The following is a 21,140-nucleotide window of genomic DNA, read 5'->3' as shown; positions in this document are numbered from 1 at the left end:
TTTATTGAAAGATTAAAGATTAAATTTCAAAAATCTCGATTTCTTTGCTGTCTTCGGTCAAAGTGACCACTGCTTTGCGGCGTTTGTTTGTATAGCCCGCAAAACGGCCCATTCGTTTGAATTTACCTTTGTAATTCATGACATTGACTTTTGCAACTTTCACATCGAAGATGCTTTCGACTGCGTCTTTCACCTGTGTTTTGTTGGCTTTGACGTCAACTTCGAAAGTATACTTTTTGTCAGCTGTCAAATCCATGGAACGCTCTGTGATTACGGGGCGCTTTATAACGTCACGTGCATCCATTACCCAAGCACCTCCTCCACTTTTTCAACTGCTGCTTTCGTCAGGATCAATGTTTCATGCCCTACAACATCAAGCACGTTAATGCTGTTCGCATCGATCACTGTAACCCCAGGGATATTTCTTGCTGAAAGTGCCACATTGTCTTCAGGAACATCTGTAACAACCAACGCTTTTTTGCCGACCGGAAGGTTTTTCAAAACCTTGGCAAATTCCTTTGTTTTTGGAGCATCGAAAGCCAATGCTTCTACTACAAGGATGCTTTCTTCCAATGCTTTTGCAGACAGCGCTGATTTGATGGCCAGACGGCGTACTTTCTTAGGAAGCTTGTAGCTGTAGCTGCGTGGAACCGGTCCGAATACCGTTCCGCCGCCGCGCCATTGCGGTGAGCGTATAGATCCTTGGCGTGCTCTGCCTGTGCCTTTTTGGCGCCATGGCTTGCGTCCGCCGCCGCGCACTTCCGAACGTGTTTTTACTTTAGATGTACCTTGTCTTAATGAAGCTTGCTGCATAACAATCGCTTCAAATAAAACATGGTTGTTTGGCTCGATTCCGAAAATAGAATCGTTGAGATCCAATTCTCCAACCTTAGAACCTTCTTGATTATATACGGCTACTTTTGGCATTTCATTTCCTCCTTTCCTTACGAAAATATTTATTTAACCTTGATTCCAGTTTTGATTTCAAGCAATGCTTTTTTCGGTCCAGGAACATTTCCTTTGATCAAAAGAAGATTGCGGTCTGCATCAACCTTGACAATTTGAAGGTTTTGAACAGTGATTTTCTGTCCGCCCATTTGTCCAGGCAGTTTCTTTTGCTTGAATACACGGGCCGGGTCAACAGCACCCATTGATCCAGGGCTGCGGTGGAAGTGGGAACCGTGGGACATTGGTCCGCGGCCTTGGCCGTGGCGCTTGATAACACCCTGGAAACCTTTCCCTTTGGAAACTCCTGTTACATCCACTACATCGCCTTCTGCGAAAATATCAACTTTGATCTCTTGACCAATTTCATATTCATCTAGATTAACGTTTTTCAACTCACGTACGAAGCGCTTAGGTGCAGTTTCCGCCTTGGCAACGTGCCCTTTTTCAGGTTTATTGGCCAGCTTTTCGCGCTTGTCTTCAAAACCAATTTGAACAGCTTCATATCCGTCCGTCTCAACTGTTTTCTTTTGAAGAACAACGTTGGGAGCGGCCTCTACTACTGTTACAGGGAGCAGTCGTCCGTCTTCAGCAAAAATCTGCGTCATACCGATTTTTCTACCTAAGATTCCTTTAGCCATGAGTCACACCTCCTGGTTTCTTTCATTCATATTTATTAAAGTTTGATTTCAATGTCTACGCCGGATGGCAAGTCGAGTCTCATCAATGAATCAACAGTTTGCGGTGTTGGGCTGATGATGTCGATCAGGCGTTTATGTGTCCGCATTTCGAATTGCTCGCGGGAGTCTTTGTATTTATGGACCGCACGCAAGATTGTGTAAACAGATTTCTCTGTCGGAAGCGGAATCGGTCCCGATACATTTGCACCTGAGCGTTTTGCCGTTTCTACAATCTTTTCTGCAGACTGATCCAAAATTCTGTGATCATAAGCCTTCAATCTAATCCGGATTTTTTGTTTTGCCATTACTTTCCCTCCTTTTCGCCTATTTTTAAAAAATAGACATACTCCGCGGAAATTTCCCCCACACTCGCCATGGCAAAGCGGCCGGGTGTGTCGGCAACCTTCCGCATCATTGCTGTCAAATGACCAACATTATACATTATACATACAATAGATAGCCATTGCAATATGAAACAACAAATAATGCCGTTAATTTGACTGTTTCATTATACAGACGTTCCGGCAATTTTTCAACATCGGAATTTCTGCTGCTTTTTCCGGGTGCGTTGCCCGAAAAAGAGTATATCGCCTCCCATCCAATATGACGATTTTTTATCTGAAAGGTGTTTACAAAACAGCTTGCATTGTATATTATGGTTAATAAGTTTCCCTAGGGCAACTATTTGTCTTTCGACCAATATATCGGCGTTAGGCTAAATGCTTTAAATATACAGTTATGGAAAAGAAGGTGAATCATGATGAACAAAAAGAAATTGACAGTCAGTCACCTCTATGTTTCCTATCACGGGACCGAAGTGCTTCGAGATATCAATTTTACTATTGAAAAAGGCAAGCTGATCGGCATCATCGGGCCAAACGGCGCCGGAAAATCAACGATGATGAAAGCGATGCTCGGACTAATACCGAAAGACAGCGGCAGCATCGAGTTTGGCGGAAGTCCCATTCGAGAAATGAGGAAAAAAATTGCATATGTGCCGCAGCGTTCCAATATCGATTGGGATTTTCCGATTGTCGTAAAAGATACGGTACTACTTGGCACCTATCCCAAGCTCGGGCTTTTCCGCCGTCCAACAAAGAATGACAAGGAATGGGCGCTGGAGTGCCTCGCAAAAGTCGGGATGGAAAACTTTGCGGACAGCCAAATCGGCGAATTGTCCGGGGGACAGCAGCAACGTGTTTTTCTCGCCCGTTCCCTTGCCCAAAAGGCAGATCTTTTCTTCCTGGATGAGCCGTTTGTCGGTATTGATGTATCCAGTGAAGATGTCATTATCAACATATTAAAAACCCTCAGGGATGAAGGAAAGACTGTGTTCGTTGTCCATCATGACCTGACAAAGGTTGAGAATTATTTCGATGATCTGATTCTCATTAATAAGGAATTGATCGGGGCTGGACCTGTAAATCATGTCTTCCGTCCGGAACTGATGCAGGCGGCCTACAAAGCGCCGCTTGGCATGCTGGAAAGTCTGGGGGTCGGTATATAGTGGAATTCATAAATGATCTGATGACTTATGGGTTTTTGCAGAAAGCATTCATCACGTCTGTCATGGTCGGGATTATTTGCGGCGTGATCGGCAGCTTTATTATCCTGCGCGGAATGGCACTGATGGGAGATGCCATCTCACATGCCGTCCTTCCCGGCGTTGCCATATCTTATATGCTGGGAATCAACTATTTCTATGGGGCGGTTGTGACTGGTGTGCTTACGGCCCTTGGTATCGGTGTGATCAGCCAAAACAGCCGGGTGAAAAATGATTCTTCGATCGGGCTTGTTTTTTCCGCCATGTTCGCTTTAGGAATTATCCTGATCACCGAGGCTAAAAGTGCGACAGATCTGACACAAATTCTTTTTGGAAATGTCATTTCCGTCCGTTCTTCGGATATGTGGCTTACATTGATCGTCGGAAGTATTGTCATCTTGGCTGTCATACTCTTTTACAAGGAGCTGCTTGTTTCCAGCTTCGATGAGACGATGGCTGCTGCATACGGTTTGAAAACACGCTTGATTCATTACGGCATCATGGTTCTTCTGACTCTTGTAACAGTCGCTTCCTTACAAACGGTAGGTGTTATTCTGGTGGTTTCCATGCTGATCACACCGGCATCAACCGCTTATCTTTTAACAAATCGTTTATCGACAATGATTGTTCTTGCATCAGTCTTTGGGGCCCTGTCATCGATCATCGGGCTGTATTTCAGCTTTGTCCACAATTTGCCTTCAGGGCCTGTCATTGCCTTGGCTACGACAGCTATTTTTACAGTCGCTTTTATCTTTTCACCAAAGCAGGGGGTACTTTGGCGGATGATCAAAGGAAACAAGAAAAAAGCAGCAATAGGCTAATGGTTTGGGTTCCTCGCAACTTCATTTTTTAATAAAAGGCAGGCGAAAAGTATGAGGCTATTAAAATGTTTTTTTATAACAGGGCTTGCAGTATGGCTGCTGGCCGCATGCGGCAGCAATAGCGATTCAGATGAAGCCGCAAAAGATAGACCATTAAAAGTTGTTACGTCTTTTACAATCATTGAAGACCTGGCCAGGGAAATCGGCGGCGATGACGTGGAAATTCATAACCTTGTGCCTACAGGAACCGACCCGCATGAATATGAGCCCCTTCCGGAAGATATTAAAAAAGCCACGGATGCGGATATCCTTTTTTACAACGGATTGAATCTGGAGGGCGGAAAAGACGGCTGGTTTTTTAAAATGATTGATTCAGTCGGACAAAAGAAAGAGAATATTTACAGTTTAACAGAACGTGTGGATCCAATGTATTTGACTGATGAAAGCGGAAAAGAAGAGGAAGTCAATCCTCATGCATTCATAGACCCGGCGGTCGGCATCAAAATGGCTGAGGATATGCGCGACGCCTTGATGGAAAAAGATCCTGAGCGTAAAGAAGATTATAAAAAAAGAGCAGATGCCTATATCAGCCGGCTTCATGAAATAGATAAAGAGTACGAGGAAAAGATTAATGACATTCCAAAAGAAAAGCGCATCCTTGTGACAAGTGAGAGGGCCTTCCAGTACATGACGGCACATTACGGATTGAAAGAGGGGTACATCTGGGAAATCGATACCGAAGAAAACGGCTCACCCCAGCAAATTAAATCATTGGTACATTTCATCAAAGAACACAATGTTCCGGTACTATTTATCGAATCCAATGTAGATCCCCGTCCAATGGAGACCGTTTCAAAAGAAACCGGCGTTCCTTTCTCCAAAAAGCCGATTTACTCTGATGAAATCGGAAAACCCGGTGAGGAAGTCGATACGTACGTGAAGTATTTGAATTACAATATTAAACTGATTCATGATGAATTAAGCAAATAGAAACCAAAAGCGCAAGCGCCTGTTTATAGACGTACAGACTGAAATGCGGAAGACGGCCGTTTAGGGGCGACAAGCGCTGGAGGGCAAACCTGTGAAGTCGTTCTTTGACTTCATTGGTTTGACCGAAGCGACCTCGAGCCCCTGCCGTCTGAAGCTAGACACTGGAGTGCTTCTGACGAGATAAAGGAAACACGGCGACGAAGGAGCCGATGTTGACTTATCGTAGGAGGAAGCGCGAAGTCTGCTAGTCGATAGGCGCTGGAGCTAGACGCAGCATTTAGTAAAAACAAGTTTCACGGGTATGAAATTTTAAAGTGTCCTTAACAACATAAAAAACGCGCAGAGCCGATCTCTGCGCGTTTCGCTTTAAAAGTGCACTTTTTTTAAAGCTTTATTATTTTTCGATGGAAGCAACGACTCCAGCGCCTACTGTACGGCCGCCTTCACGGATTGAGAATTTAGTTCCTTCTTCAATCGCGATCGGAGAAATAAGTTCTACTGACATTTCTACGTTGTCGCCAGGCATAACCATTTCTACTCCCTCTGGAAGGTTGATGATTCCAGTTACGTCAGTTGTACGGAAGTAGAACTGAGGGCGGTAGTTAGAGAAGAATGGAGTGTGACGTCCACCTTCTTCTTTGGAAAGAACGTATACTTCTGATTTAAATTTAGTGTGCGGCGTGATGGATCCAGGTGCTGCCAAAACTTGGCCGCGTTGGATGTCTTCACGTGCTACACCGCGGAGAAGTGCTCCGATGTTGTCTCCGGCTTCTGCATAGTCAAGAAGCTTACGGAACATTTCAACTCCAGTAACCGTTGTTTTCTTGGACTCTTCAGCAAGACCGATGATTTCTACTTCGTCACCGACTTTTACCTGTCCGCGCTCAACACGTCCAGTTGCAACTGTTCCACGACCTGTGATAGAGAATACGTCCTCAACAGGCATCATGAATGGTTTGTCAGTTTCACGCTCTGGAGTTGGGATGTATTCGTCAACAGCGTTCATTAATTCAATGATTTTATCTTCCCACTCAGCGTCTCCTTCAAGAGCTTTAAGAGCAGAACCTTTAATTACTGGAAGGTCGTCTCCAGGGAACTCATATTCAGAAAGAAGATCACGGATCTCCATTTCAACCAATTCAAGAAGTTCTTCGTCGTCAACCATGTCGCATTTGTTCATGAATACAACGATGTAAGGAACACCTACTTGACGGGAAAGAAGGATATGCTCACGAGTTTGTGGCATTGGGCCGTCAGCAGCAGATACAACAAGGATAGCTCCGTCCATTTGCGCTGCACCAGTGATCATGTTTTTAACATAGTCAGCGTGTCCTGGGCAGTCAACGTGCGCATAGTGGCGTTTTTCAGTTTCATACTCGATGTGGGAAGTAGAAATTGTAATTCCACGCTCTTTTTCTTCAGGAGCGTTGTCAACTTGGTCGTAAGACTTAGCTTCTCCACCTAATTTTTTAGAAAGAACTGTAGCAATAGCAGCAGTCAAAGTTGTTTTACCATGGTCAACGTGACCGATTGTACCGATATTCGCATGTTCTTTGGAACGATCAAATTTTTCCTTAGCCATTAGGAAATCCTCCTTTAAATTTAAAAAATAGTAAGTATAGGCGAGCGCTTCAAAGGAAGAGTTCTCCCCGCTTCAAAGCCGCCCGAATATCATCTATTAGTAGTTATACTTGATAGATGCAATAAAATCAATTATTCACCGCTATTTTTTTTGATGATCTCTTCAGCGATGGATTTTGGCACTTCTTCGTAGTGGTCAAAGTGCATTGTGTACGTACCGCGTCCCTGTGTATTGGAACGGAGAGATGTCGCATAACCGAACATTTCGGAAAGTGGAACGAATGCTTTCACCACTTGCGCGTTTCCTCTTGCTTCCATACCTTCAACGCGTCCGCGGCGTGAAGTAACGTCTCCCATTGTATCTCCCAGATATTCTTCCGGAACGACAACTTCGACTTTCATGACAGGTTCCAATAAAACCGGATCACATTTTTTCGCTGCGTTTCTTAAAGCAAGGGAAGCAGCAATTTTAAATGCCATCTCACTGGAGTCAACATCGTGGTAAGAACCGTCATAAAGTTTGGCCTTCACGTCAATGAGCGGATATCCCGCAATGACACCGTTAGCCATTGCATCTTCCAATCCTGCTTGGACAGCCGGGATGTATTCACGGGGAACAACACCACCGACAATGGCATTTTCAAATTCAAAGCCTTTACCGGCTTCGTTTGGAGAGAATTCTATCCAAACGTGGCCGAACTGTCCGCGTCCACCTGACTGGCGTACGAACTTACCTTCGACTTGAGCCGCAGTACGGAAAGTTTCACGGTAAGAAACCTGTGGTGCACCAACGTTAGCTTCTACTTTGAATTCACGCTTCAAGCGGTCAACGATAATGTCAAGGTGAAGCTCACCCATTCCGGCAATAACGACTTGTCCTGTCTCGACATTTGTTTCTGCACGGAAAGTCGGGTCTTCTTCCTGCAATTTCGCAAGTGCAGCACCCATTTTATCCTGGTCCGCTTTGGATTTTGGTTCAATGGCAACTGAAATAACCGGCTCAGGGAATTCCATGGACTCAAGAATTACGAGGTTCTTTTCGTCACAAAGCGTATCTCCTGTACCTGTATCTTTCAAACCTACTGCAGCCGCGATATCACCGCTGTAAGCAGTTGTGATCTCTTCACGGTGGTTTGCGTGCATCTGAAGGATACGGCCGATTCTTTCACGTTTTCCTTTAGTGGAGTTTTGTACATAAGAACCGGATTCAAGTGTACCTGAGTACACACGGAAGAATGTCAAACGACCGACATAAGGGTCTGTCATGACTTTAAATGCAAGAGCTGAGAATGGCTCATTGTCATCGGCATGACGCTCTACTTCTTCTTCTGTGCCAGGTACGATCCCTTTGATTGATTCGATATCTATCGGGGCAGGCAAATAGTCAACAACCGCATCAAGCACAGGCTGTACACCTTTGTTTTTGAAAGCTGTTCCGCAAAGTACAGGGTAGAATTCTACTTTCAAAGTTGCTGCACGGATTGCCGCTTTAAGCTCTTCGTTGGTGATTTCTTCGCCCTCAAGATATTTCATCATAAGCTCTTCATCAAAGTCTGCGACCGCTTCAATCAAGCTTGCACGCATTTCTTCCGCTTGATCTTGAAGATCTTCCGGAATCTCTGATTCAGTGGCATCCAGCACGTCGCCTTCATAGATCCAAGCTTTCATCTCAACGAGGTCTACGATACCTTTGAAAGTATCTTCCGCGCCGATTGGAAGCTGGATTGGATGTGCATTAGCATCCAGACGATCATGCAGAGTTTTTACAGCGTATAAAAAGTCTGCACCGATTTTATCCATTTTATTGACGAAAACAATTCGTGGAACTCCGTAAGTTGTTGCCTGGCGCCAAACTGTTTCAGTTTGCGGTTCAACACCTGATTGTGCATCAAGGACAGTCACAGCTCCGTCAAGGACCCTTAAGGAACGTTCAACTTCAACAGTGAAGTCTACGTGGCCAGGAGTGTCAATGATATTGACGCGGTATCCTTTCCACTGTGCCGTTGTAGCAGCGGAAGTAATCGTGATTCCGCGTTCCTGCTCTTGTTCCATCCAGTCCATTTGTGAAGCACCTTCGTGAGTTTCGCCCACTTTATGGATTCGCCCTGTATAGAAAAGGATGCGCTCGGTTGTCGTTGTTTTACCGGCATCAATGTGAGCCATGATTCCGATATTACGAGTCTTTTCTAAGGAGAACTCTCTAGGCATCTCGTCTTTCTCCTTCCTAGTTTATAAATAATAATGATCTTACCAGCGATAGTGAGCAAATGCTTTGTTTGCCTCAGCCATTTTATGCGTATCTTCACGCTTCTTAACTGAAGCTCCGCTGTTGTTTGCAGCATCAAGAATTTCATTGGCTAGACGCTCTTCCATGGTTTTTTCTCCACGAAGACGTGCGTAGTTCACCAACCAGCGAAGACCTAATGTTGAACGGCGCTCCGGACGCACTTCAACTGGCACTTGGTAGTTGGCTCCACCCACACGGCGGGCTCTTACTTCCAAGACCGGCATGATGTTTTTCAAAGCCTGGTCGAAAACCTCCATTGGGTCTTTACCGCTTCTTTCTTGAACTAGATTAAATGCTGAATATAGGATAGATTGTGCTTTTCCTCTCTTACCGTCGACCATCAATTTGTTGATCAGGCGTGTAACGAGTTTAGAGTTGTACAATGGATCAGGAAGCACATCTCTTTTTGCGACTGGTCCTTTACGTGGCATTGGGGTTCCTCCTTTCACAAACAGTGAATATATCTAAATCTTATTTTTTGTCTTTTGGACGTTTTGTACCGTATTTGGAACGGCTTTGTGCACGGTTTTCAACGCCGGCAGTGTCAAGCGCGCCGCGAACGATGTGATAACGCACACCAGGCAAGTCTTTTACACGTCCACCGCGGATCAATACAACGCTGTGCTCTTGAAGGTTATGGCCGATTCCAGGAATATAGGCAGTTACCTCAATTCCGTTTGTCAAACGAACACGGGCATATTTACGAAGCGCAGAGTTCGGTTTTTTAGGTGTCATTGTACCAACACGAGTACATACGCCCCGCTTTTGTGGAGAAGAAACGTTAGTGCTCGTTTTCTTGAAGCTGTTGTACCCTTTGTTAAGTGCTGGTGAGTCAGAAGTAGTCACTTTTGACTTTCTTGGTTTGCGTACCAATTGGTTAATTGTAGGCATGAATGCTTCCTCCTTTCCGGTTTTCTGTAGACCCACACATCCAGGTGGTTCTTTTTTAAAGAAAAAAAACAAGTTTTTGCGGACAACATACGCGTCCTTCGCAAAAACGCCTTTAGTGAATGATGGCAACAGCTGCCGCCCCTACATCAATACCGCATGCTTTGCCAAGTTTTTTCATGGAGTCGACCCTGGTTACGGGCACATCCAGCTCTTTCGCTGTATCAATGATGTTATCCGTGATTCGCGGATCGGCATCCTGCGCAACGAAAACTTCCTTCGCATGGCCTGATTTCAGAGCCCTTACTGTTTGCTTTGTTCCTATTATCACATTTGCATCCTGCAGTACTTTTTCATAAGACAATTTTACGCATCCTCCAAAGCAACAGGTTATTATGATAGGATCACCTTGAATATATTATCATCTGATATTTTCAATGTCAACAATAAAAGAGATTTTCTTTACAAGAATCCGCCGGCAGTTTTGCCGGCGGCCCCTCTGTTATTCTACGTTGACTGCATCGTCTTCTTCTCGCTTCAATACGGCGCCCGCTCTTCTGTAGCGCTGCATTCCGGTTCCGGCCGGAACCAGTTTTCCGATAATGACGTTCTCTTTCAGGCCGAGCAGCTCATCCCGCTTGCCTTTGATGGCAGCGTCGGTCAACACGCGTGTTGTTTCCTGGAATGATGCTGCTGACAGGAAGGAATCCGTCTCAAGCGATGCTTTTGTAATACCGAGCAATACCGGACGTCCGGTTGCCGGCTGATTTCCTTCAAGCAGCACTTTTTTGTTCGCATCCGTAAACTGGTGAATGTCAAGCAATGTTCCCGGCAGTACATCGGTGTCTCCTGCATCCGTGACTCTCACTTTCCGCAGCATCTGGCGAACCATCACTTCGATATGCTTGTCGCCAATTTCAACACCCTGCATCCGGTAAACCTTTTGCACTTCAAGTAAAAGATACTCTTGTACGGCCGCCACATCTTTGGCACGCAGCAATTCCTTCGGATCGATGGACCCTTCGGTCAATTCCTGCCCGCGCTCCACCCGGTCATTCACTGCTACACGCAGACGGGCTGTGTATGGGGCATTATATGTTTTGCTTTCAATTTCGCCTTGGATGACAATTTCATGCTGGCGGTCCCTGCCTTCATTGATGGCGGTGACCACGCCGCTGATTTCGGAAATGACAGCCTGGCCTTTAGGGTTACGGGCTTCGAACAATTCCTGAATACGCGGAAGACCCTGCGTGATATCGTCCCCGGCAACCCCTCCGGTATGGAAGGTCCTCATCGTAAGCTGGGTACCCGGCTCTCCGATTGATTGAGCGGCGATGATTCCCACCGCTTCCCCGACATCCACTACTGAACCGGTTGCCAGGTTTCGGCCGTAGCATTTTTTACATACGCCATGGCGGGTGTTACATGTGAACGCAGAGCGGATCCATACTTTTTCAATTCCTGCGTTGACGATTTCCTTCGCTGTATCTTCCGTGATAAGCGTATTCTCATTAATGATAATGTCCCCTGTTTCAGGATGAACGATCTTTTTGCGGGTAAAGCGGCCAATCAGCCTTTCTTCCAAAGACTCGATTTCTTCTGTACCGTCTTTAAGCGCTGAAACAAGGAGTCCTCGGTCTGTACCGCAGTCATCTTCACGGACAATGACATCCTGCGCAACGTCAACCAGCCTTCTTGTCAGGTAACCTGAGTCGGCTGTCTTCAGTGCTGTATCCGCCAATCCTTTACGCGCTCCATGGGTGGAGATAAAGTACTCGAGTACTGTCAATCCTTCCCGGAAGCTTGATTTGATCGGAAGTTCGATGATCCGTCCAGCCGGGTTGGCCATGAGTCCGCGCATACCCGCCAACTGTGTAAAGTTGGATGGGTTACCCCGCGCACCGGAATCACTCATCATGTAAATCGGATTAAGATTTTCCAGGGACTCCATCAGCTTATCCTGAATTTCATCCTTTGCGGAACTCCAGATGGAAATGACACGATCATAGCGCTCTTCATCTGTAATCAGCCCCCGCTTGAACTGCTTCAGGACATTGTCAACCTTTGTCTGGGCTTCCTCAAGGATTGTTTCTTTCTCCGCAAGTACAACAATATCGGATACTCCGACCGTAATCCCTGCTTTAGTCGAATATTTGAATCCAAGATCTTTCATGCTGTCGAGCATTTTTGAAGTCTCGGTGATTTGGAACCTTTTAAAAATCTCGGCAATGATATTCCCAAGAATTTTCTTTTTGAATGGTTTAACAAGCGGCTGCTTTTTAATGAATTCCGCAACGTTTTCTGTTGTATCAACAAAATACTTCTCCGGCGTATTTTGTTCAAGATTCTCCCTTGTCGGCTCATTGATATATGGGAACGAATGAGGCAAAATTTCATTGAAAATGATTTTACCCATGGTCGTAACCAGCAATTTCTTCCGCTGCTCCTCAGAAAATCTCTCATTTGGCAGAGAATCCACATGAATCGCAATCCGGGAATGCAGGTGGATATATCCGTTATGGTATGCGAGCAGCGCCTCATCTGCATTGCCGAAGACCATGCCCTCGCCTGCAGCGCCTTCACGCTCCAATGTCAGATAATAGTTCCCGAGGACCATATCCTGGGAAGGTGTAACGACCGGTTTGCCGTCCCTTGGGTTTAAGATGTTCTGCGCAGCCAGCATCAGCAGCCTTGCTTCCGCCTGGGCTTCGGCGGATAACGGAACATGGACAGCCATTTGGTCGCCGTCAAAGTCCGCATTATAAGCTGTACATACAAGCGGGTGAAGGCGGATCGCCCTTCCCTCGACAAGAGTCGGCTCAAATGCCTGAATTCCCAGCCTGTGCAATGTCGGTGCACGGTTTAGGAGCACCGGATGTTCGCGGATGACTTCTTCAAGCACATCCCAAACTTCGGGATGAACACGCTCAATTTTACGCTTGGCGCTCTTAATATTGTGAGCAAGGCCTTGTTCAACCAGTTCCTTCATGACAAACGGCTTGAACAGTTCTAATGCCATTTCTTTCGGAAGGCCGCATTGATACATTTTAAGGCTCGGTCCGACGACGATAACGGAACGGCCTGAATAATCGACCCGTTTACCAAGCAAGTTTTGGCGGAAGCGCCCTTGCTTTCCTTTCAGCATGTGTGAAAGGGATTTGAGCGGACGGTTGCCGGGTCCGGTCACCGGGCGCCCTCTCCGTCCATTATCGATGAGAGCATCGACAGCTTCCTGAAGCATACGCTTTTCATTTTGGACAATGATGCCGGGCGCTCCGAGGTCCAAGAGCCTTTTCAGGCGGTTGTTCCGGTTAATGACACGACGGTACAAGTCGTTCAGGTCCGATGTAGCGAACCGGCCGCCTTCCAGTTGAACCATCGGGCGTAATTCCGGCGGAATGACCGGAAGGACATCCAGCACCATCCAATCCGGATGGTTTCCGGAGTGGCGGAATGCTTCCAGCACTTCAAGCCTTCTGATGGCACGCGTACGCCGCTGGCCCTGCGCTGTCTTCAGCTCTTCTTTCAAAATCTCGACTTCTTTGTCAAGATCTACATCCTGCAAAAGCTTTTTAATAGCTTCCGCTCCCATTCCCGCATTGAAAGATGAACCGTACTTTTCACGATAAGCACGATATTCCCTTTCAGATAAAAGCTGTTTCTTCTCAAGTGTAGTGTCGCCCGGGTCTGTCACTACGTAAGAAGCGAAATAAATGATCTCTTCCAATGCGCGGGGGGACATATCCAATAAAAGACCCATCCGGCTCGGAATTCCCTTGAAGTACCAAATGTGAGAGACAGGGGCAGCAAGCTCAATGTGCCCCATTCGCTCACGGCGGACTTTCGCCCTCGTCACTTCAACGCCGCAGCGGTCACAAACGACTCCTTTATACCGTACACGTTTGTATTTTCCGCAATGGCATTCCCAGTCTTTTGTCGGTCCGAAAATCCGCTCACAGAAAAGACCGTCCTTCTCGGGTTTTAAAGTTCTATAGTTAATCGTTTCCGGCTTTTTAACCTCGCCAAAAGACCATGAGCGGATCTTATCCGGCGATGCGAGGCCGATTTTCATATACTCGAAATTATTTACATCCAGCAAGGGGCCTACCTCCCTTTTCATATACAGGTTTTACCCTATTTGCCTTGTCTGACATCATTTACTCCTTCGTCGCTGCTGTTTCTTCCACTTTCGTTTCAGGAGCAATATTCAAAGTATCTGCCTGGTGAAGATCATCGTCGTCCTCAAGTTCGCGCATTTCAATTTCCTCTTCGTCCCCGGATAGGATTTTGACATCCATTCCAAGGCTTTGCAGCTCTTTGATCAAAACTTTGAATGATTCAGGAACACCCGGCTCTGGGACGTTTTCACCTTTGACTATGGACTCATATGTTTTCACACGTCCGACCACATCGTCAGATTTAACCGTAAGGATTTCCTGAAGAGTGTATGCTGCACCGTATGCCTCAAGCGCCCATACTTCCATCTCCCCGAAACGCTGGCCACCGAACTGGGCTTTACCGCCAAGCGGCTGCTGGGTGACGAGTGAATAAGGGCCAGTTGAACGGGCATGCAGCTTATCATCAACCATATGCGCCAGTTTCAGCATATACATGACACCAACGGAGACACGGTTATCAAAAGCTTCCCCTGTCCTTCCGTCATAAAGGACTGTTTTCGCATCGGAAGCCATGCCGGCTTCTTCGATCGTTGCCCATACATCCTCTTCGGTCGCACCGTCAAATACTGGGGATGCCATATGAAGTCCCAAGTATCTGGCTGCCATTCCCAAGTGAAGCTCAAGCACCTGGCCGATGTTCATCCTTGAAGGAACACCAAGCGGGTTGAGCATGACATCGATAGGTGTGCCGTCAGGCATGAATGGCATATCCTCTTCCGGAAGAATACGGGAAATAACACCTTTGTTACCGTGGCGTCCCGCCATTTTGTCCCCTTCGGATATTTTCCTTTTCTGAACGATATATACACGGACAAGCTGGTTCACACCCGGTGAAAGCTCGTCGCCGTCTTCACGGTTGAACACTTTTACATCGAGGACGATTCCGCCGCCTCCATGAGGCACTCTGAGAGATGTATCCCGGACTTCACGCGCTTTTTCACCAAAGATGGCATGAAGCAGGCGCTCTTCAGCCGTCAGTTCCGTTACGCCTTTTGGCGTTACTTTTCCGACGAGCAGATCGCCGTCCTTGACTTCCGCACCAATCCGGATTATCCCGCGCTCGTCGAGATTTTTCAGTGCATCTTCCCCGACATTCGGAATATCCCTTGTCATTTCTTCGGGGCCAAGCTTCGTATCCCTGGCTTCAGATTCATATTCTTCAATATGAATCGATGTATAGACATCATCTTTCACAAGCCTTTCGCTCATGATGATTGCATCTTCGTAGTTATAACCTTCCCATGTCATGAATCCTACGAGGACGTTTCGGCCGAGTGCCAATTCCCCTTGGTCCATGGATGGGCCGTCAGCAAGGATTTCACCTTTGACAACGCGGTCGCCGACACTTACGATCGGACGCTGGTTGTAACAGGTTCCCTGGTTGGAACGGATGAATTTTTGAAGGCGGTATTTATCAAGGTCACCTTTTATTTCCTGCCCGTCAATCTCCTGGATTCTGCGCACCCAAATTTCGCGTGCTTCGATGTGTTCGACAACACCGCCATGTTTACAGATGACAGCAGCACCCGAATCCTTCGCCGATACATACTCCATTCCAGTACCGACAAGCGGAGCTTCCGGCTGCATAAGCGGAACAGCCTGCCTCTGCATGTTCGCTCCCATCAGGGCACGGTTGGAGTCATCGTTTTCCAGGAAAGGAATACATGCTGTCGCTGCGGATACGACCTGCTTCGGAGAAACGTCCATATAATCAATCCGGTCTTTTTTGATCACGGTGTTTTCTCCCCGGAAGCGGGCAATGACTTCGTCATTTGCGAAAGTGCCTTCCTCCGTTAATGGAGCGTTTGCCTGCGCAACAACATAGTTATCCTCTTCATCAGCAGTCAAATAGTCGATTTGGGACGTGACAACACCTGTCTCGGGGTCGACACGGCGGTAAGGTGTTTCAATAAAACCAAAGCGATTCACCTTCGCAAAAGTGGACAGCGAGTTGATCAACCCGATGTTGGGTCCTTCCGGTGTCTCAATCGGACACATCCGCCCATAATGGGAATAGTGGACATCCCGGACTTCCATCCCGGCACGTTCACGTGTCAAACCGCCTGGCCCGAGGGCAGAAAGTCTCCGTTTATGGGTCAATTCCGCCAACGGATTCGTCTGGTCCATGAATTGCGACAGCTGGGAGCTTCCGAAAAACTCTTTGATCGATGCAATAACCGGGCGGATATTGATCAATTGCTGCGGCGTGATTGTATTGATGTCCTGGATGGACATCCGCTCACGAACAACCCTCTCCATACGTGACAGTCCGATTCTGAACTGGTTTTGAAGCAGCTCTCCGACTGAACGCAGACGGCGGTTGCCGAGATGGTCGATATCATCCGTATCACCGACTCCGTAAAGAAGGTCAAAGAAATAGCTGATGGAAGCAATGATATCAGCAGGTGTAATATTCTTGATTTCTTCCTCAATGAAAGAGTTGCCGATGACATTGATTTCTTTTTCCTCATCGTCATTCGGAGCATATATTTTAATAGTTTGGACGGTGATATCCTCTTCCAGCACACCACCATGATTGTTGTATGTTTTGAATCCCGCGCCTTTTTCGAGGTAGGGGATTAATTTGTCTAATGTACGGCGGTCAAGCAAGGTGCCTTTTTCCGCAATGATTTCGCCTGTTTCCGGATCGGCTAATGTTTCCGCCAGCCGCTGGCCGAAAAGGCGATTTTTAATATGGAGCTTCTTGTTAATTTTATAACGCCCAACGTTGGCCAAATCATATCTTTTCGGATCGAAAAAGCGGGAAATAAGAAGGCTTTTCGCATTTTCGACTGTCGGGGGCTCACCTGGACGGAGACGTTCATAGATTTCAAGCAAAGCTTTTTCAACGCTCTCCGTATTGTCTTTTTCCAATGTGTTGCGGAGATATTCGTTATCTCCTATTAATTCGATGATTTCTTGATCAGAACCAAAACCCAGTGCACGCAAAAGAACCGTTACCGGCAGTTTCCTTGTCCGGTCGATACGGACATACACAACATCTTTCGCATCTGTTTCATATTCCAGCCATGCACCCCGGTTCGGAATGACAGTGGCGGTGAAGCCTTTCTTGCCATTCTTATCAATTTTGGCGCTGTAATAAACGCTTGGAGAACGTACTAGCTGCGAAACAATGACACGCTCTGCTCCATTGATGATGAATGTTCCCATTTCTGTCATCAGCGGGAAGTCTCCCATGAACACATCCTGGTCCTTCACTTCGCCGGTCTCTTTATTTAAAAGACGCAGTTTGACACGAAGCGGAGCAGAATATGTGGCATCACGCTCTTTGGATTCTTCCACAGAGTATTTTGGCTCACCGAGACTATAATCGATAAATTCTAATGATAGATTCCCGGCGAAATCTTCAATTGGGGAGATGTCCTGAAACATTTCCTTTAAGCCCTCATCAAGAAACCATTGATAAGAGGAAGATTGAATTTCAATAAGGTTTGGCAGTTCCAATACTTCACTGATCCGAGCAAAGCTTCTGCGCTGGCGGTGCCGTCCATACTGAACAAGTTGACCTGTCAACTGATTCACCCCTCAAAAATCATGCATTTTATTCATTCTATCCGCTCTTAGGTCGAGCAGGATACGAATCATCAGACAAAAAGAAAAGCGTAAGGCGCGCAGCCTTAGGAGGCAAGCACAAGACGAATTGCGAGGAGGCAGCTTTTCAGCCACCACAGCAATTTGGCTTGTGACCTCGAGCCGATGGCGCCTGAAGCTAGACCTACCATATCAAAATTCGAATAAAAAACTTAGTCTAACTTTACACTTTTTTTCTTACAAAAAGAAAAATGGTTTTACTTTGAAAACCACAATTTCCCGAGACGAACCTATATTTAATAATTTTTCCCATAATAGCCGATAAATATACAACTATCAGCTATTTTATGGAAAGCATGGTATTAGCATCTTACAATATTAGCACAAGAGTCAAAACGATGCAAACTTTTTTGCTTGAAAAATATAATAGCCTTTTTTCTTGCCCGCTGTCTCCACTTCAGTAAAAATCTCTTCCAATTTTACTTTTGTTGAAGGGGCTCCCTGTTTTTTCTGGATAACAATCCACAGTTCGCCATTATCAGCGAGATGATGAAAGGCATTTTCGAACATGTTGAAGATGATCCGCTTTCCGGCCCTGATAGGCGGGTTGATCAATATGGCAGCAAAGCCTTTTTCGTCAACACTTTGAAAACCGTCACTTTCATAGATTTTTACATTTTCGATTTGGTTTGCTGCTGCATTTTCTTTCGCCAGTCCGACTGCCCGCTCATTAATATCAGCCATGTGGATCATTCTGGCAGGAAAATCCTTGGCAAGGCTCAAACCGATGGGACCATAGCCGCACCCAAGATCAAGCAAAGGCCCGTCTGTATCCGGCATTGCAAAAGTATCGATCAGAAGCCTTGAACCAAAATCCACTTCCTGCTTTGAAAAAACACCGCGGTCTGTTTTGAAGCGAAAGGAATGATTCCGCAGATTCGCATCCCAATATATGGGATCACTATCCACTTGGGGATTACGCGAATAATAGTGCTCTGTCATTTGGGGGAAACCTCCGTTTTATAGTTAATAAACAGGCGCCTCCGCTTTTTTTGTCCAGCTCCAGCGCCTAGTAGCCCCTCGAGGTCATAAGCCAATTGCTGCTGAAGGCAAATTACGCCTTTTTCAGCACTCGTCTTATGCTTGTCGGGGCTGAGCAGGGCACCTCCGCTTTTCTATACACGAAAAAGCCCGCCTATTTAAGCGAGCTTTTGTATCAGTATACGATTACTTAACTTCGACTTCTGCTCCAACTTCTTCAAGTTTCGCTTTGAGCTCTTCAGCTTCTTCTTTAGATGCGCCTTCTTTGATTGGTTTAGGAGCGTTGTCAACAAGCTCTTTCGCTTCTTTCAAGCCAAGGCCTGTTGCTTCGCGGACAGCTTTGATGACTTTGATTTTTTGTGCACCAGCGCTGGCAAGAATTACATCGAATTCTGTTTGCTCAGCTGCGGCATCTGCAGCAGCAGCTCCACCAGCAACAGCTACAGGAGCAGCAGCAGTTACGCCAAATTCTTCTTCAATTGCTTTTACAAGATCGTTAAGCTCAAGAACTGTCATTTCTTTGACAGCTTCAATGATTTGTTCTTTCGTCATGATTTATTCCTCCAGATTTTTTTAAAATTTTATATGACTATGGCCAGTTTACGCTTCTTCTTTTTGGTCAGCGACAGCTTTTGCAGCGAGTGCGAAGTTGCGCATTGGAGCTTGGAGAACACTAAGAAGCATAGAAAGCAATCCTTCGCGGGAAGGCAGGCTTGCAAGCGCCTTGATTTCCTCAACTGAAGCAATGTTTCCTTCGATGACGCCAGCTTTGATTTCCAATGCATCGTGTTCTTTTGCGAAATCATTCAAGATTTTCGCAGGCGCCACTACATCTTCCGTACTGAACGCAATCGCGTTTGGACCTACAAGCTGTTCGTTAAGACCAGCAAGGTCAGCTGCTTCAGCTGCACGGCGTGTCATGGAGTTTTTGTAAACTTTGTATTCCACGCCCGCGTCACGAAGCTGTTTGCGAAGTTCAGTCACCTCAGCCACGTTTAATCCGCGGTAGTCTACGATAACAGTAGATACGCTGGATTTCAGTTTGTCTGCAATTTCTTCAACGATTTGTTTCTTTTGCTCAATTACTTTGCTCATCCTTACACCTCCCAATTCTCAGATGAACATTCATACCGGGCAAATATAAAAAACCTCCAGCCAGCAGACATGGAGGTTTTGCGTCCAATCCGCACAAACAGATTGGATATGGTATATCGCAATGACCTCGGCGGGATATTAAGCTCCAGGGAGCACCTGCTGTCTACGGTACAAATGTTATTTTCAGCTTTTATATCTTATCAAACAGATAAAATGTTGTCAACTTACGCTTTAACAGCAACTGTGGAAGGGTCGACCTTGATTCCAGGCCCCATCGTGGATGTGATGGAAACATTTTTCATAAACGTCCCTTTGGCAGCTGCCGGCTTAGCTTTTAAAACTGTATCAAAGATCGTTGCAAAGTTTTCTTGAAGCTTTTCGTTTTCAAAGGAAACCTTTCCGATCGGCACATGGATGATACCGGCTTTATCCAAGCGGTACTCCACTTTACCTGCTTTGATTTCTTTCACAGCTTTTTCAACATCAAATGTAACTGTGCCAGTTTTCGGGTTCGGCATTAAGCCTTTTGGCCCAAGCGTACGTCCAAGTTTACCAACTTCGCCCATCATGTCCGGAGTGGCAACAACTACATCGAAATCAAACCAGCCTTGGTTGATTTTATTGATGTATTCTGCATCTCCTACATAATCAGCTCCGGCCGCTTCAGCCTCTTTCGCTTTTTCCCCTTTTGCAAAAACAAGGACACGCTGAGTTTTTCCCGTACCGTTGGGAAGTACAACCGCACCGCGGATTTGTTGGTCCGCTTTTTTCGGATCTACTCCAAGACGGAATGCCGCTTCAACAGTAGCATCAAACTTAGCGAAGTCTGTTTTTTTGACAAGTTCAATAGCTTCGTCGATCGCGTAAGCTTTAGAACGGTCGACAAGCTTTAAAGCTTCGAGATATTTCTTGCCTTTCTTAGCCATCATTAATCCTCCTATATTGTGGTTTTAGCGGAAAAACCTCCCACGAATAGAGGTTGCAGGGTACAAAATGCAGCTCTGCAACCTCCCAAACAATCAGTCTTCAATCTTGATTCCCATGCTGCGCGCAGTGCCCTCAACCATTTGCATGGCTGCTTCTACACTAGCTGCATTTAGGTCGGGCATTTTCAATTCAGCGATCTCACGTACTTTATCACGCTTCACGGTAGCTACCGAGTTTTTATTCGGCTCTCCGGAACCTGACTCAATGCCAGCCGCTTTCTTCAAAAGAACAGCCGCAGGCGGAGTTTTTGTAATGAATGTAAACGATCTGTCTTCAAATACAGTGATTTCAACCGGAATGATCAAACCTGCCTGGTCTGATGTACGGGCATTGAACTCCTTACAGAATCCCATGATATTTACACCTGCCTGACCCAATGCCGGTCCAACTGGCGGTGCCGGGTTTGCTTTGCCCGCGGGAATTTGAAGTTTTACTACTTTGATAACTTTTTTAGCCACGAGACACACCTCCTTAAGTCCGTGATGTGGTAATAGGGGCCTTTCCCCTCCCACTCATCTTACTAACATCTCTTTCGAGAGCTAACCTAAAAAA

General features: G+C 46.2%; 19 protein-coding genes and 1 other annotated feature. Of the genes, 3 read left to right on the top strand and 16 right to left on the bottom strand.

Going from position 1 to position 21,140, the window contains the following annotated elements; all coding sequences use genetic code 11:
• Positions 1-19 precede the first annotated feature (19 nt).
• From rplW to rpsJ, 4 genes are read right to left on the bottom strand one after another with little or no spacing between them, the layout of a single operon-like run.
• On the bottom strand, positions 20-304 hold the full coding sequence (gene rplW, locus D4N35_RS09430) for a 50S ribosomal protein L23 (RefSeq protein WP_120072837.1): 285 nt from the start codon (positions 302-304) through the stop codon (positions 20-22).
• Positions 304-927 (bottom strand): 50S ribosomal protein L4, encoded by a 624-nt coding sequence (gene rplD, locus D4N35_RS09425; RefSeq protein WP_120072835.1) that lies wholly within the window; start codon positions 925-927, stop codon positions 304-306. The genes rplW and rplD overlap by 1 nt, the downstream gene beginning before the upstream one ends.
• A 29-nt stretch (positions 928-956) precedes the next feature.
• On the bottom strand, positions 957-1,586 hold the full coding sequence (gene rplC / locus D4N35_RS09420; RefSeq protein ID WP_120072833.1) for a 50S ribosomal protein L3: 630 nt from the start codon (positions 1,584-1,586) through the stop codon (positions 957-959).
• A gap of 35 nt (positions 1,587-1,621) precedes the next feature.
• Entirely contained in the window at positions 1,622-1,930 is a 309-nt protein-coding gene (gene rpsJ / locus D4N35_RS09415) for a 30S ribosomal protein S10 (protein WP_018708729.1), read from the bottom strand.
• A gap of 452 nt (positions 1,931-2,382) precedes the next feature.
• Here rpsJ and D4N35_RS09410 point away from each other — a divergent pair, with 452 nt between their 5' ends.
• The 3 genes from D4N35_RS09410 to D4N35_RS09400 are packed head-to-tail and all read left to right on the top strand — an operon-like array spanning position 2,383 to position 4,979.
• A complete protein-coding gene (locus D4N35_RS09410) occupies positions 2,383-3,132 on the top strand; it encodes a metal ABC transporter ATP-binding protein (protein ID WP_120072831.1) in 750 nt (249 codons plus the stop codon).
• Between the two features lie 20 nt (positions 3,133-3,152).
• Entirely contained in the window at positions 3,153-3,989 is an 837-nt protein-coding gene (locus D4N35_RS09405; protein ID WP_208646290.1) for a metal ABC transporter permease, read from the top strand.
• A gap of 51 nt (positions 3,990-4,040) precedes the next feature.
• On the top strand, positions 4,041-4,979 hold the full coding sequence (locus D4N35_RS09400) for a metal ABC transporter solute-binding protein, Zn/Mn family (RefSeq protein WP_120072827.1): 939 nt from the start codon (positions 4,041-4,043) through the stop codon (positions 4,977-4,979).
• A gap of 394 nt (positions 4,980-5,373) precedes the next feature.
• On the opposite strand, the gene tuf is transcribed toward D4N35_RS09400, so the two are convergent.
• The 12 genes from tuf to rplK form a co-directional block, all read right to left on the bottom strand.
• Positions 5,374-6,561 carry an elongation factor Tu gene (gene tuf, locus D4N35_RS09395; protein WP_120072825.1) on the bottom strand — a complete coding sequence of 396 codons (1,188 nt, stop codon included), beginning with the start codon at positions 6,559-6,561 and terminating at the stop codon, positions 5,374-5,376.
• Between the two features lie 131 nt (positions 6,562-6,692).
• On the bottom strand, positions 6,693-8,768 hold the full coding sequence (gene fusA / locus D4N35_RS09390; RefSeq protein ID WP_120072823.1) for an elongation factor G: 2,076 nt from the start codon (positions 8,766-8,768) through the stop codon (positions 6,693-6,695).
• Between the two features lie 39 nt (positions 8,769-8,807).
• On the bottom strand, positions 8,808-9,278 hold the full coding sequence (gene rpsG / locus D4N35_RS09385) for a 30S ribosomal protein S7 (RefSeq protein WP_120072820.1): 471 nt from the start codon (positions 9,276-9,278) through the stop codon (positions 8,808-8,810).
• A gap of 40 nt (positions 9,279-9,318) precedes the next feature.
• Positions 9,319-9,738: a 30S ribosomal protein S12 gene (gene rpsL / locus D4N35_RS09380; RefSeq protein WP_120072923.1), complete on the bottom strand. Its 420-nt coding sequence runs from the start codon at positions 9,736-9,738 to the stop codon at positions 9,319-9,321.
• A gap of 112 nt (positions 9,739-9,850) precedes the next feature.
• Positions 9,851-10,099 carry a 50S ribosomal protein L7ae-like protein gene (locus tag D4N35_RS09375; protein WP_120072818.1) on the bottom strand — a complete coding sequence of 83 codons (249 nt, stop codon included), beginning with the start codon at positions 10,097-10,099 and terminating at the stop codon, positions 9,851-9,853.
• A gap of 138 nt (positions 10,100-10,237) precedes the next feature.
• Positions 10,238-13,855 carry a DNA-directed RNA polymerase subunit beta' gene (gene rpoC, locus D4N35_RS09370; protein WP_438944416.1) on the bottom strand — a complete coding sequence of 1,206 codons (3,618 nt, stop codon included), beginning with the start codon at positions 13,853-13,855 and terminating at the stop codon, positions 10,238-10,240.
• Positions 13,856-13,892: 37 nt separating this feature from the next.
• Positions 13,893-17,447: a DNA-directed RNA polymerase subunit beta gene (gene rpoB, locus D4N35_RS09365; RefSeq protein WP_120072814.1), complete on the bottom strand. Its 3,555-nt coding sequence runs from the start codon at positions 17,445-17,447 to the stop codon at positions 13,893-13,895.
• A 408-nt stretch (positions 17,448-17,855) separates the two neighbouring features.
• Positions 17,856-18,467: a class I SAM-dependent methyltransferase gene (locus D4N35_RS09360; protein ID WP_120072812.1), complete on the bottom strand. Its 612-nt coding sequence runs from the start codon at positions 18,465-18,467 to the stop codon at positions 17,856-17,858.
• Positions 18,468-18,692: 225 nt separating this feature from the next.
• Entirely contained in the window at positions 18,693-19,058 is a 366-nt protein-coding gene (rplL, locus tag D4N35_RS09355) for a 50S ribosomal protein L7/L12 (protein ID WP_120072810.1), read from the bottom strand.
• Positions 19,059-19,106: 48 nt separating this feature from the next.
• A complete protein-coding gene (gene rplJ / locus D4N35_RS09350) occupies positions 19,107-19,601 on the bottom strand; it encodes a 50S ribosomal protein L10 (protein ID WP_120072808.1) in 495 nt (164 codons plus the stop codon).
• Between the two features lie 38 nt (positions 19,602-19,639).
• Positions 19,640-19,788, bottom strand: a sequence feature (ribosomal protein L10 leader region).
• Between the two features lie 37 nt (positions 19,789-19,825).
• Complete coding sequence (gene rplA / locus D4N35_RS09345) at positions 19,826-20,527, bottom strand: 50S ribosomal protein L1 (protein ID WP_120072805.1); 702 nt, start codon at positions 20,525-20,527, stop codon at positions 19,826-19,828.
• A 93-nt stretch (positions 20,528-20,620) separates the two neighbouring features.
• Complete coding sequence (gene rplK / locus D4N35_RS09340) at positions 20,621-21,046, bottom strand: 50S ribosomal protein L11 (protein ID WP_144462708.1); 426 nt, start codon at positions 21,044-21,046, stop codon at positions 20,621-20,623.
• Positions 21,047-21,140 lie beyond the last annotated feature (94 nt).

It is taken from the genome of Siminovitchia fortis, assembly GCF_003605365.2.
Lineage (GTDB): Bacteria > Bacillota > Bacilli > Bacillales > Bacillaceae_C > Siminovitchia > Siminovitchia fortis.
Note: the sequence above shows the minus strand (reverse complement) of the source record. Positions and strands in the feature narration are given on the sequence as shown.